This window comes from Streptomyces sp. ID05-39B (genome assembly GCF_033794725.1).
GTDB classification, from domain to species: Bacteria; Actinomycetota; Actinomycetes; order Streptomycetales; family Streptomycetaceae; genus Streptomyces; species Streptomyces bobili.
In genome coordinates this window covers 1-13,252 of the sequence record NZ_JARGEF010000224.1, presented here as the reverse complement: position 1 = coordinate 13,252, position 13,252 = coordinate 1, and the positions used below count along the sequence as shown (strand labels likewise).

9 protein-coding genes and 1 pseudogene are annotated in these 13,252 nt (G+C 69.1%); 5 read left to right on the top strand and 5 right to left on the bottom strand.

Annotated features, from left to right (window positions below):
* The 3 genes and pseudogenes from P1P75_RS32870 to P1P75_RS32860 all read left to right on the top strand — a co-directional run.
* On the top strand, positions 1 to 1,553 hold a 1,553-nt coding region (locus P1P75_RS32870), incomplete at its 5' end, for a polysaccharide biosynthesis C-terminal domain-containing protein (RefSeq protein WP_319262461.1).
* Positions 1,554 to 1,629: 76 nt separating this feature from the next.
* On the top strand, positions 1,630 to 3,234 hold the full coding sequence (locus P1P75_RS32865; protein WP_319262459.1) for a fibronectin type III domain-containing protein: 1,605 nt from the start codon (positions 1,630 to 1,632) through the stop codon (positions 3,232 to 3,234).
* Positions 3,231 to 3,641: pseudogene (locus P1P75_RS32860) on the top strand (adenylyltransferase/cytidyltransferase family protein); the annotation flags it as partial. The gene P1P75_RS32865 and the pseudogene P1P75_RS32860, both read left to right, overlap by 4 nt.
* Before the next feature lie 27 nt (positions 3,642 to 3,668).
* Here P1P75_RS32860 and P1P75_RS32855 read toward each other — a convergent pair.
* Positions 3,669 to 4,370, bottom strand: a complete 702-nt coding sequence (locus P1P75_RS32855) for a CDP-alcohol phosphatidyltransferase family protein (RefSeq protein WP_319262458.1) — start codon at positions 4,368 to 4,370, stop codon at positions 3,669 to 3,671.
* 235 nt (positions 4,371 to 4,605) lie between these two features.
* Between P1P75_RS32855 and P1P75_RS32850 the strand changes: the two genes are divergently transcribed.
* Together P1P75_RS32850 and P1P75_RS32845 are read left to right on the top strand one after the other, a co-directional pair.
* Positions 4,606 to 5,757, top strand: a complete 1,152-nt coding sequence (locus P1P75_RS32850) for a glycosyl hydrolase family 28-related protein (protein ID WP_319262456.1) — start codon at positions 4,606 to 4,608, stop codon at positions 5,755 to 5,757.
* A 124-nt stretch (positions 5,758 to 5,881) separates the two neighbouring features.
* Positions 5,882 to 6,871: an ornithine cyclodeaminase family protein gene (locus tag P1P75_RS32845; protein ID WP_319262455.1), complete on the top strand. Its 990-nt coding sequence runs from the start codon at positions 5,882 to 5,884 to the stop codon at positions 6,869 to 6,871.
* A gap of 79 nt (positions 6,872 to 6,950) precedes the next feature.
* Here the strand turns inward: P1P75_RS32845 and P1P75_RS32840 are convergent, their stop codons facing one another.
* The 4 genes from P1P75_RS32840 to P1P75_RS32825 all read right to left on the bottom strand — a co-directional run bounded on the left by P1P75_RS32840 (position 6,951) and on the right by P1P75_RS32825 (position 13,235).
* Positions 6,951 to 7,664, bottom strand: a complete 714-nt coding sequence (locus P1P75_RS32840) for an AAA family ATPase (RefSeq protein ID WP_319262454.1) — start codon at positions 7,662 to 7,664, stop codon at positions 6,951 to 6,953.
* 158 nt (positions 7,665 to 7,822) lie between these two features.
* A complete protein-coding gene (locus P1P75_RS32835) occupies positions 7,823 to 8,344 on the bottom strand; it encodes a class I SAM-dependent methyltransferase (protein WP_319262452.1) in 522 nt (173 codons plus the stop codon).
* 806 nt (positions 8,345 to 9,150) lie between these two features.
* The gene (locus tag P1P75_RS32830; protein ID WP_319262450.1) at positions 9,151 to 10,950 is read right to left on the bottom strand and encodes a S8 family serine peptidase; all 1,800 of its coding nucleotides are present in this window, start codon (positions 10,948 to 10,950) and stop codon (positions 9,151 to 9,153) included.
* 311 nt (positions 10,951 to 11,261) lie between these two features.
* Complete coding sequence (locus P1P75_RS32825) at positions 11,262 to 13,235, bottom strand: GDSL-type esterase/lipase family protein (protein WP_319262463.1); 1,974 nt, start codon at positions 13,233 to 13,235, stop codon at positions 11,262 to 11,264.
* Positions 13,236 to 13,252 lie beyond the last annotated feature (17 nt).

Here is a 13,252-nt window from a genome sequence, read left to right as displayed (position 1 = left end):
CGAGAAGACGGCGTTCGCCACGGACCCCGCCATACCCCACCAACCGCCCCGAGGCCACCGCCAGTGGTGTCGCCGCCACCGCGCGGGGCGGTTGGTGGGGTATGGCGGGGTCCGTGGCGAACGCCGTCTTCTCGTTTCTCCTCGTCGGCCTGATCACCCGGGCCGTCGGGGCACAGGGGGCGGGCGTCATCTTCACGGGCGTCGCCATGTTCACCATTCTCAGCAACACGTGCAAGCTCGGCGCCGACACCGGGCTGGTGCGCTTCGTGCCACGCGACCTCGCCGTCGACGGCGGCGGGTCGGTGGACGCGCTGCTGCGCACAGCCCTCCTGCCGGCGACCGTGGCCGGCACCGCGGCCGCCGTGCCTCTGGTGCTGTTCCCCTCGGTGGCGACCGCCCTCCTGCCCCAGGTTCCTCCTGACGACGCCGCCGCACTCATCCGGCTGTTCGGGCTCTTCCTGCCCGCCGCCACCGTGGGTGCGGTGCTGCTCGGCGCGGCGCGGGGATACGGCACAGTAGTGCCGTTCGTCGGCGTGGAGCAGATCGGCAAACCGGTGCTGCGCGTGCTGATCGCCATCCCTGTCGTCTGGTGTGCGCCAAGTGTGCCCGCCCTGGCCTCGGCCTGGCTGCTGCCCTCGCTCGCCGGGTCGGTGGCCGCCTGGTTCGCACTGCGCCGCTGTCGCGCCCAGCGTCCGACACCCCGCCGGGCAGCGGGCGCGGATGTGCCCTGGCGGGCCTTCTGGCGCTTCGCCGCACCCCGTGCGGTGTCCTCCGTCTTCGACATCGGTGCTGTCTGGGTCGGCGTCATCCTGTTGTCGGCTCTTGCCACCAGCACGGAAGCGGGGGTGTACACGGCGATCGGCCGTATCGTCACGGCGGGCACCCTGGTCCAACTCGCCGTACGGCTTGCCGTCGCGCCGGAACTCAGCCGTCTCCTGGCCGTGGAGAGGCTCGCCGAGGCACGCGCTCTGCACCGGGTCTCGACCTGTTGGACCGTGGCCCTGTCGTGGCCGCTGTTCGGCGTCGTCGCCTGTTTTCCCGCCACGATCCTGTCCGTCTTCGGACCGGGGTTCACCGACGGCGCCCTCGCGCTCGTCGTGCTGTGCGCCGCCTCCATGGTCAACGTCGCTGTCGGCAACGCTCAGACCGTGCTGCTCATGGCCGGCCGGAGTTGCTGGCATCTGACTGTCACCGCAGTGGCGTTCACGGTTCAACTGACCGTCGGCGTCCTCGTCGTGCCGGCCTGGGGAGTGCTCGGCGCCGCGGCGTCCTGGGGCGCGGCGATCGTGGTGGAGAACGTCATGGCGGCCGTGCTCGTCCGGATGCGTCTGGGCTTCACGACCGTGGACCGGGGTTACATCAGGGCGCTCGCAGTGGGGTTGGCCGTGACGACGGTGCTGGTGGCGTCCCGGCTTTCCGAGGGCGACACCTCGTCGGGACTCGCCGTGGGAATGGTCTTGGGATCGTGTGTATTTGGTATTACTTTATTCCGATATCGGACGCTTTTGAGGTTGGGTGATCTGGTCGGAGCGCTGCGGCACCGCGCCGCATGAACGCAGACGCGTGCGCACCCTCAGCGTCACCACACCGGCGTCGCTTCCCTGACACCACTGCCATCCGGGGACTCCCGTGTACCTGAGAAAAAGCCGTAAGAAGCCGGCCGCGAGGGCCGCGGTCACAGCGCTCATCTGCTGCGTCACCGCGCCGCTCGGCACCTCCCTAGCCACCGCCGCCGACGGCGCGCCCGCGTTCACCGCCGATCCGCTGGCCACCTGGCAGACGGACGGCATCGTCTGGTCGCTGACCGCAGCGAAGGGTGTCGTCTACGTCGGAGGATCCTTCGAAAATGTCCGCCCACCCGGAGCTGCACCCGGCCAACGGCAGGTGAAGCGCCGCAATTTCGCCGCCTTCGACGCGGCAACCGGCAAACTCCTGCCCTGCGCGCCGTCGTTCACCGGCAACAGCCACACCGTGCGGGCCATGAAGGCCTCCCCGGACGGCCGCGTACTGTACGTGGGGGGTTCCTTCAGCCAGGTCGGATCCGTCCGCGTGGCCAATCTGGCCGCCTTCGACACTGCCGGCTGCTCCCTGCGCAAGAACTTCAAGCCGGCGGTCTCCGCCACCGTCCGCGCCATCGACACCACGGCGCGCGCAATCTACTTCGGCGGCGATTTCGGCCGCGTCGCGGGCCAGCCCAGGAACAGGGTCGCCGCCGTCGCCCCCACTGGATCCCTGCTGCCCTTCCGGGCGGACGTCGACCTGCCCGTACGGGCGCTGTCGGCCGCGACTTCGCATGGACGGCTCTTTGTCGGGGGTGACTTCGAGTCGGTCAACGGCCAGGGCGCGCGCTCACTCGTCGCCCTCGATGCCGCCAGCGGCAAGACCGTACTCAGGTATCCGGGCTGGTTCCCTCCCCAGTCGTCGGTCAAGACGATCGCGCGCGACACCACTCGTTTCTACGTGGGCGCCGAGGGCCGCGGGCCCGGCATCTTCGACGGGCGGATCGCGGGCCGTCTCACCAACGGCACGATGGTGTGGAAGGACACCTGCTTCGGAGCCACCCAGGCCGTACTGCCTTACAAGGGTGTCCTCTACAGCGCCTCCCACGCGCACAACTGCAACGAGACACCCGGTGGTTTTCCCGAGCGAGGCGACCGACAGCACCTGCTGGCCCAGTCGCTCGACAACCGCAAGATCCTGCACTGGTTCCCCGACACCAACGACGGGATCGGGGAGAAGATCGGCCCCCGCACCCTGGCCGTGTCGTCCGGTGTCCTGTGGGCGGGCGGCGAGTTCACCCGGGTCAACGACGCACCCCAGCAGGGCCTGACGCGCTTCGGCAACCGTGACACCGGAGCGCCGAAGGTTCCCGCCCTGGCACTGTCCGGCACCAGTCCCGGCAAGGTCACGCTCACCTGGCGCGCCTCCTGGGACCGGGACGACGCGTCCTTGACGTATCGGATCTACCGCGACGGCAAACTCGTGGCGCAGAAGAAGAAGGCATCCACGTACTGGGACCGTCCACAGATGACGTACACCGACACCGTGCCCGCCGGGACCAGTCATCGCTACACCATCGCGGTGACCGACGGAACGAACGCCTCCGCCAAGTCGAACTCGGTGACGGCGAACGTGCCGAAGCAGGCGGCCCAGGAGAAGGCGGCGGCTCAGGAGAAGGCGGCGGCCCAGGAGAAGGCGGCGGCCCAGGACCCGTTGGCGGGTGACCCCCAGTGACACGCATCGGATTCGCGCCCGGCGTCTACGACCTGTTCCACGTCGGACACCTCAACATCCTGCGGGAGGCCCGTCAGCACTGCGACTGGCTCGTGGCCGGCGTGACCTCCGACGACCTGGCCGCGAGCCTGAAGGGCCACGCTCCCGTCGTGCCGCTCGCCGAGCGCCTGGAGATCGTCCGCAGCCTGCGCTTCGTCGACGACGCCGTCGTGGAGGCAGACGTCGACAAGTTGAAGACGTGGAAGCGAGTCGGCTTCCACGTCATCTTCAAGGGCGACGACTGGCGGGGGACACCCAAGTGGGAAATCCTCGAACAGCGCTTCGGGCAGGTCGGTGTCGAGGTCGTCTACTTCCCGTACACCAAGCACACCTCCAGCACTCTGCTGCGCGGCGCCCTGCAACTGCTTTCACCCAACGGAGCGCCGCAGACTGCCTCAGCGCAGCTCGCGGAACCACTTCAGCAGGAAGGCACCCATGAACACGACGTGCGCCAGAAGCAGACCGCAGTACGCCGTGAGGAAGAAGTCCTGGTTGCCCAGGAATAGGAAGCTGACGCAGGTCAAGCCGTAGTCCACCGGCAGAAGCAGGACGGACCGCAACGCCGGAGGAGCGGGCGCCGGAGCATGATCCGGCGCCCGCCACTTGAGCTTCTCCGTCAGGATTCCGGCGAAGAAGATCACTACGGCCGCGAGTTCGAAGAGCATCGGCGCCAGCAGGAAGAGCGGGCTGGGCAGAGCGAAGAACCGGTAGAACGCCACCAGTACGACCAGATGCAGGGCGACGACCTTGATGCAGTCCACGACATGGTCGAGCCACTCGCCCGACGGGCTCCCCGAGCGCTGGCTCCGCGCCAGCTGACCGTCCGCCGCATCCAGCGCGAACCCCATGACGAGCGCCGCGCCGACGCAGACCGCCATCGCGGTCTGCGGCGGAATCAGGGCTACCGCGGCGAGGGCGGGAAAGGTGAACACGGCGCTCAGGACGGTGAGCTGATTGGGCGTCGCCCCTGCACGGTGGGCCAAGGCGGCCAGGAACCGGCCGGCCGGCCGATTCACGTACAGGGTGTACAGCGATGCTCCCTTCGCCGGCTTCTGTGCCGTCGACAGCTGTTTGAGCACTGCAGCAAACTCCGTCATTCAAGTCCTTAAGGGATGAATTGCTGGAAAGAAGGCGATTATGGCAGAACGGGGAGTTCGGATGTCTCGTGTCAGCCGTCGGCAACTTCTGCGTGGCGCGGCGTCGGGTATCGGGGCGATGGCCTTGACCGCTCACAGTGCCTCCGCCGTCGGCGGAGCGGACCGCGACCCCACGACACCGCCGGTCCCCGCCCGTCCCCGGAGAGGTCACCCGTCATCCACCCGACTGCCGCTCGTGCTGAACGTGGCCGACCTCGGAGCGGTGGGCGACGGACGCACCGACGACACCGCCGCCTTCGAGATCGCCTACTCGCTCGCGGCCGCCCGGGTCTCCCGGGGGGTCGGACGCACAGTGATCGAAATCCCCGCGGGAGAGTTCCTCATCACCCGTGCGCACGCACTGCTCAATGGCGTCGCTCCGCTGCGAGCGGCCAACGGCCTGCGCTTCAGCGGCGCGGGCAAGCGCATGACCACCCTTGTCTTTCGTCCGGACGACGGCCCGGGCTCCTACCTCTGCCGCAACGAGGACATCTGGTCGAACCTCTCCTTCGAGCGCATCCAGTTTCGCTCGGCCACGCCGGGCGCCTCCTTCTTCAGCTCGTACTCCACCGGCAATGCCCAGGACTACCGCTTCTCGGAGTGCGAGTGGATGGGGGAATGGGAGTTCGGCCTCGCCCTGGACGGCACCAACACGAACTCAGAGATGTGCTGGGAGGCATGCCGGGTCGGCGGCAGCTACCGCCGAGCGTTCCTCTACTCCGGCCTCTCACAACGGCAGCAGGCAGATCCCAACGACCAGGACCAGTTCCTCAACTACTGGTTCACGGACATGAAGGTCGAGTACGAATGGGGCAACTTCCTGGAGTTCCCCTACGGCGGCTCGATCACCTGCCGCGGCGGCTCGTACATCATCACCGGCACGCGTCCGCACAGCACCAAGGAGTACGGCGCCACCAGCACGTTCTTCCGCTTCCCCGTCGCCCGGCACCACGACTCGGTACAGCGGTTCCACGCCCAGGACATCCGGTTCGAAGTACGCAACCCGCAGGTCCAGGTCATCGACAGCGTCTGGTCGAGCGGCACGATTCACTTCAGTGACTGCGACGACACCGGACTCTCCTTCAAGGACTTCTCCACCGAGGCACGGGCACACCGCTACACGGTAGGGCCGCGCGGACCCCTGATCCGTTACGACTCCTGCCAGTTGGTAGGCCACCACGAATACCGAACGGACGGCCGACAGAAGGCCCTGCCGACCGTGGCCCGCTACGACATGTGCCTTCTGCGCAGTCACTCGGCGCAAGAGTTCGCGGTGGCCGAAGACAACGTCCGCCCCGGCTTCGTCCGCTTCGTCGACTGCCTCGACACGTCCACCGTCGACACGTAGGCGGCCCGGCTGCCTGATGGATTCCGTGAGAAGTTGTGTGACACCGCCCAGCAACAGCGCCGCGGTTGACACTGTGGCGGTGTGGTCGCCGGCCGGACCACCGACGTCAGGAGGTTGAGGGCGCATGCTGCTTCTGGGCCGCTCGCAGGTCGAGGCACTGCTCGACGTGGACTCGCTCATCGAAGTCCTCTCCTCGGCGATGTCAGACCTCAGTGCGGGCCGCGCCTCGGTACCTGACCGCGTCGCCGCCTTGGTGCCCGAACACGAGGGCTTCCTGGCGGCCATGCCGGGCTTCCTGCCTTCGGCCGGGGTGCTCATGACCAAGCTGGTGTCACTCTTCCCGCACAACGACGGGGCACGGCTGCCCACCCATCAGGCGCTGATCGTGGCGTTCGATCCGGACACCGGCGAGCCCGCTGCGCTGCTGGACGGCAGGGCCATCACCGCAGCGCGGACAGGCGCCTGTTCCGCGCTGTCGGCGCGGCTGCTGGCCCGCGAGGACGCGACCGTACTGGCGGTGCTGGGCACCGGCGTGCAGGCCCGGTCCCACGCCCGCGCGATCTGTCGGATCCGCCCGATCCGGGAGATCCGCGTCGTCGGCCGGGATCCGGCGAAAGCCGCTGTCCTGGCCGAGGAACTCTCCGCCGCACTGGAGGGTGACGTCCGTGCCGTGTCCAGCTACGCCGAGGCACTCGACGGCGCGGACATCGCCGCCGCGACGACGCACGCCGTCGAACCCGTGATCCGCCGTTCGTGGCTGACGCCCGGGGTGCACATCACGTCCGTGGGATACAACCCCGCAGGCCGCGAGGTCGACGACGCCACCATCATCGAGGCACTGGTGTGCGTCGAATCGCGCCAGGCCGTGCTTGCCCCGTTCCCCGCGGGCAGCAACGACCTCCTCATGCCGATCCGCGACGGCCTCATCACGGCCGATCACGTGCACGCCGAGCTCGGCGAACTCATTGCCGGCCACAGAGCGGGGCGCACCACACCGGACCAGATCACCCTCTACAAGTCGGTCGGCGTGGCAGCACAGGACGCCGCGGCCACGGCCCTGGTCCTCGCCTCGGCCCGCGAGCAGTCAGTCGGCGAGGAGATCACGCTGCTCTGATGCCACCAGCACGCTCGTCGGCACACGCCGAGAGCCTCGTCCTTGCCACAGCCCATGCAAGGAGGCGAGGCGGACCCGCCTACGGTTCGACGATGTGCCGCAGATAGGCGTGCGGGTCGGCGAGATAGCGGCGCCAGTGATCCACGATACCGAGCTCCCGCCAGGCGACCCTGCGCATACCGTGGTCACCGACCTCGATGATGTCAGCGCCCGGGAGCGCGGTCAGCATCGGAGAGTGTGTGGCACAGATGACCTGGCCGCCCTCCTTGGACAACCGGTCGATGTGCCCGATCAGTTCAAGGCAGGAGGAGAAGGAGAGCGCCGCCTCGGGCTCGTCGAGAACATAGAGGCCGGCGTGAAGGAACTTCCCGCGGAACGCCGCGAGAAAGCCCTCGCCATGGCTGAGACGGTCTGGCGAGAACCCCTCCCTGTCCAGGGCGTCCAGTGCGGTCTCGGCGCGTAGGAAGAAGCCCTTGCGGGCTGACCAACTGGTGGCCATACGGCGCCCGCGGCCCGAGGCGGCTTCGAATCTCATACGCTCGCCCAGCGTCGACCTGGCGCGCGGGGAAGCGTAGCGCCAGTCGTGGGAGCCGCCGTAGGAGTCCAGCCCGAACCCCTCCGCCAGCGCTTCGACCAGGGTCGATTTCCCCGAGCCGTTCTCACCGACCAGAAAGGTCACAGGTGCGGTGAACCGCAGCCCTTCGTCGAGCAGCTGTCGCACGCAGGGCACTGACCAGGGCCAGGTCTCTTCGTCGTACGAGGAGAGATGGGCATACGCGCGTTCGATAATCACGTGACCAGTGTCGCCTGGAGTCCGGAAGCAGACGTTGTCCTGAGTGCCCTTCCGGCCCGGCTCGAAGCATCAGAGCCGGTGAGGTCCATGGGGCTTGCAGATCCCGGCAAGCGTCATCGCCGTGTCCGGTGTTGCGTTGACCGCTCGAGTGTGGCTGGTCAGCGTGCCTGTGACGGCTTGACGGCGAGCAGAACCTCGCCGTGCTCCCGGGGCTGCCAGCCACCGATGAGCTCGCGGACCTCGGCTGCCTCACCGCCGAGTTTCATGTTGCTGACTATCAGCAGCCCGCCCGGGCGCAGTGTCCTGGCCAGTACCTCGATTTCCGCGACGCTCACCTCCATGCCGTCGAAGAAGGCCAGGTCCGCCTCCCCCGCAGGCAGGTCGGCGAGGACTTCCACGGCTTCCCCCGTCATGCAGTTCACGCGGCTGGCCAGACCTCGCTCGTCCAGATGCCGTTGCGCGAGCTCGATGTGGACGGGGTCGCGGTCCACGGTCTGCACGAGGATCCCTGCGTTGGCGAGGCATGCGGCGGAGTATCCAAGGGAAGTACCGATCTCCACCGCGCTGCACGCGCCTGCCTCAATGGCCCAGACCGCCAGCTGTGCGCCGTCGGCGAAGGGGCGCGAGCCGCATCCGTAGGTGCGCTGGTGATCAAGGGTGGCGCGCTTGAGATCCAGCATCGGAGCGTACACAGCAGAATCCATGTGAACCTTCCATGGGTGGTGAGGTCCGACGCCCACGCACGGGCCACGGCGACTGTATAGCTTCAGGTTCAGGGGATCGGGCTGGTGCCTCGGCGCCCACTCGACGTGATCCGACCACCGCCCCTGCCAGGAACAGCCAAGCACCGAAAGCGGCAGGTGGCACCCGGGAGGGGCCGGTCGGGCGACGTTGGTCGGAGATCATCTCACCTGGGCCGGGCGGTACGAGTGACCAGGAGCCGCAATTACGGTGGTGACGTGCGCGGTCCCCCTACGGGGCTTGGTCGAAACCGTGCGCGCAGCTCGGTGCCCCTCCTCCCCCGCATTCGGCTTCCTCGCCGGTGTGCGTCCTGGGCGGAGCTTTTGCGTCGTGCCACTGAGAGCTGGCCAACCGCAAGGCGTATGCCTCCCGCGGCGAGGCCCCCTGCGCGGTCCGGGCCGGGACGGCGGCCCGCCGCTCGAGCCGGCCGGCACTCCTCGGGGGCGCAGCGCGCGCTGCCGCGGCCCCGCTCCCGTGCGGTCGGCGCGGACACGGCCCTGCAGCTCCTCAGGGAGGCGCACGGGGAGCTGGACACCGGTCCCAGGCGGTCCGCGGCCTTCCCTGGACGCCTCCGGCACAGGGGCCTCGACCGCGGCGTACACCGCTGTCGAGGCCCCTGTGCCCTCGGGCGCCCAGCAATGCGCAGCCCTGGCCGAACAGACCGCGGCCCGCGGCGTCCGCGGTCGCGGGCGGGGAGCTGTCGCCCGGCGCAGTGCGCGCTGTACGCGGGGTGCTGGGCCCTGCGCTAGAAGGTCAGGTTCCAGGCGTCGGTCTTGCCCGTGTCGGAGGCGGCGTTGTCGTTGACGCGCAGCTTCCAGGTGCCGTTCGCGACCTCCGAGGAGGCGTTCACGGTGTAGGTCTGGGCGATGTTGTCGGCGCTGCCGCCCGCGCGGTTGTGCAGCGTGTAGACGGTGCCGTCCGGCGCCACCAGGTCGACCTTCAGGTCACCGATGTAGGTGTGCTTGATGTCCACACCCACCTTGAGGGTGGCCGGGGCGTTGCCCGTCACACCGGTGACGGTGATCGGGCTCTCCACGGTCGCGTTGTCGTTGATGGCGAAGTCCGCGAGGTTCTCGAAGTACTTGCCGGGCGGCGGGGTGGTCCCGACGGCCTTGAGGGCATCAACCTGTCCCTCGCCGAAGAACGAGTTGTTGGCCGTCGTGCCCGTGCAGCGGCTGTCCGAGGGGCAGGTGATGTCGTTGGCCTGGGCGGCCAGCTTGGCGCGGATCTGCGCCGGGGTGATGCCCGGGTTGGCGCTGGCGATGAGTGCCGCCACGCCGGCCACGTGCGGGCTGGCCATCGAGGTGCCGCTCTTGCTGCCGTAGCCGCCGCCGGGAACGGTGGAGTACACGCTGCTGCCCGGCGCCGCGACGTCGATGACGCCCTGCCCGTAGTTGGAGAACGAGGCCTTGGTGACGCCCGTACCGTTGGCCGCGACCGTGACCACGCCCGGCAGCTCGGTCGGGATGTCGAGGCAGGCGTTGGTGATGGTGCGGGTGACCGGCGTCGAGTCGTTCGGGCTCGCGGAGTCGGTCGTCTTGTGGGCGAGGTCGTAGTTCTCGTTGCCCGCGGCGGCGATCTGGAGGGAGCCCTTGCCCTCGGCGTACTCCTGGGCGCGCTTGACGCCCTCGATGATGGCGGCCTGGTCGATGTTGTCCGGGCAGTTGAACTGCCACGGGTCCGTGTAGTAGCTGTTGTTGGTGACCTTGAAGCCGTGGTCACCGGCCCAGACGAAGCCGCAGATGGTGTTTTCGGCGAAGAAGAAGGCGTTGCCCGGCTCGGCGACCCGGACCGCGGAGATCGTCACCCCGGGCGCCACGCCGACGACTCCCTTGCCGTTCTTGGCCGCGGCGACTGTGCCCGCTACGTGGGTGCCGTGCGTGTCGACGTCCCGCCAGGCGCCGGCACGGGTGTCGGGCTTGCCGTAGGCGCAGGAGACCGAGTCGGCCGCGTTGAAGTTGGGTGCCAGGTCCTGGTGCCGGTCGTCCACACCGGTGTCCAGGATGCCGACCTTGACCGAGGCGGAGCCCGGGTTCACAGCCCAGGCCTGGTCGGCCTTGATCTGGCTCATGTCCGCCCGGACCGGTTCTCCGGCCGGGGTCGAGGCCTGAGCCGGATTCCCTGGGAGCGCCGGGTTGTAGGCGTCGGCCGGGACGTCCGAGGTGCGCGTGGCGCCGACCTGCTGCACGCCGGCGACGCCGCGCATGGTCGCGGCGAATCCGCTGGACGCCGAGTGGGCGACGATCACGCCGATGGCGTCGAAGCTCGAGAAGACGGTGCCGCCGCCTGCCGCGATAGCGGAGCGGACCGCCGAACTGTCACCGGGGGCGGTGATCACGAGGTAGGCACGCGTGCCGGCCACCCAGCTCGCACTCTGGGAAGCCGGCACGGCGGCCGGAGCCTGGGCCTTGGCGGCCGGCAAGGTGGAGGGGACGACGGGGAGCGTGCCCGCGAGGGCGCCCGGGGCGCCGAACGCGAGGGCGGCGCCGAGCGCGGCCGCAAGTACCAGCGTGCGTCTTGGGCGGCTCGATATGTGGGGTATCAATGCGTCCTCCGGAGACGGCCCGGCCGTGCTGAGGGCACCGGCCGGGCCGTACGAAACGAGTGGTGGATGCAAGATGTCAGACGGGTCCTGCTATGCGGAAGTACCTTTCCGTGCGGGGAAGTTATAGGGGCATGGCTGAAAAGAGACGCACTCCGGGCAATGAGGGGTCGGGATCCACTGGTACCTCGGGCGACACTGCACGTCGATCAGCCTGACGCCCGCACTGTGAAGGCCGGTGCAGCCCACTCCGCGAAGATCGAGCAGTCGCCGCCAGGTCGGCCGCACCGATCAAGGCTTGGTGACTGTTTCCCTCACATACCGATCCGCGCCGCGATGACCGGTGCCAGCCGGTCCGCGATGACGCGGTGCCCCTGGTCGTTGGGGTGGACCGAGTCCGACAGGTCGCCCGGACCCAGCCAGCCGGTGGTGTCGACGAAGGAGACCCGGGCGTCGCCACCGTCGACAGCCGCCTTGACCGCCGCCTGGGTCTGCGGGACGTACCGGCCGCGGAAGGTCTCCAACGCGAAGATCCACGCCTGTGGGTACGCGGCGCGGGCCTTGCCCAGCAGGCTGGTGTACGCCGCCTGGAACTGCGCGGAACTGACTCCGTGGCCCACGTCGTTGGTGCCGAGGTTGATGACGACCGCGTTCGCCTGGTAGCGGGAGAAGTCCCAGTCGGGGGTGGCCGCGTTCGGCTTGAGCTTGGTGAACTGCCGCTCCAGGCCGACGCATCCGTCCGCCGCGACGACCAGACAGGCGCCGCCCTGGGCGATCTGGGTGTGCTCGGTGCCGAGCCGTTCCCCGATCAGCCAGCCGTACGCGGTGCGGGCGTTCTGCGACGACGTCGTCCCCACCGTGATCGAGTCGCCGACGAACTCGATCAGTTTGCCGGACGCCGGCGGTGCGAACGTCGTGGCGCCACTGTCGAGGACCAGTCCCTGGAAGACGGCGTCACCGCGGTAGGAACCGGCGACCACCTGGTAGTTGACCTGGACGGTGTGGTTGCCGGCGGACAGCGGGGAGGGGGTCAGGTTCACCGTTCCCTTGACGTCGTCGTAGAACTTCACCGGGCCGTTGTCGATCCTGGCCCAGAAGTCGATCGTCCCGCGTTGCTTGAGCTGGAGGGTCCGGCCGGTGAAGCCGACCCTGTAGTAGGCGCCCGCCCAGTACGGGGTGTAGGCGGTGGCGGAGGTCTTGGTGTCCCAGCGGCCCACGAACTTGATGTTGGGGTCGCCGGGTTGGCCGGGAGCGGCCGCCAGGGTGGCCGCGGGGTCGCCGAGCCGGGCGGCGATGACGGGAGCCAGGCGGTTCGCGAACCTGGCGTGGCCCGCCTCGTTGGGATGCCCGTTGCCGTCCTCGTAGTCGGTGCCGTCGGTCAGCCAGCCCGTGGTGTCGACGTAGTGCACCTTGCTGTCACCGGCGTTGGTGCGGGCGGTGACGGCCGCCCTGGTCTCGGGGACGTAGCGCTTCTTGAGCGTCTGCACGGCGAAGAGACGCGCGTTCGGGTAGGTGGCGCGCAGGTCGGCGAGGAACTTGGTGTACGCCGACTGGAAGGAGGCGCCGGTCACTCCGTGGCCGATGTCATTGGTGCCCACGTTGATGACGACGGCGTCCGCGCGGTAGCGGGAGAAGTCCCAGTTCTGGCCGCCCGTGCTCGCCGTCCTGAAGAACTGCGTACTCAGGCCCGTGCATCCGGACCGGTCGACGAGGCAGTAGCCGGACCGGGCGATCTGGGTGTGGCGTGCCCCCAGTTGCTCGCCGGTCCTCCAGGCGTACGAGTCCAGTGCGAGCCGGTCGGTGAGGGCCCCGGCGGTGATGGAGTCGCCGACGAACTCGACGAGCCGGGACGGGGCGTTCGGCGCGACGGTGCGCGCGCCGGGGTCCAGTACCAGGCCCTGGAAGACGGTGTCGCCGGAGCGGTACGAAATGCGCAGGGTGTGGGTGCCGGCGGACAACGGCTGGGGAGTGAGGTTCACCGTGCCGCGCACGCCGGGGTGGAAGACGTCGGGGCCGCCGTCGATGCCGGCGTACAGGTTGACCGCGTTTCTCGCCTTGACCTTCACCGTGGTGCCGGTGAAGGCCGTCTGCAGATAGGCGCCGGTCCAGGAGGGCACCGCCGCCGTGCCGGCGCTGGTGTCCCAGCGGCCGACGTAGACGATGTTGGGGTCGGAGACCGAGCCGTCACCCGGTGCGGCCTGGGCGGTAGAGCTCCCCGCCCAGGACAGCAGGCAGGCGACGAGAAGGGCCGTGACGAGCGCAGGGAGAGTACGGGCGAGGCGGCGTATGGGGGTGACGCGGGGGG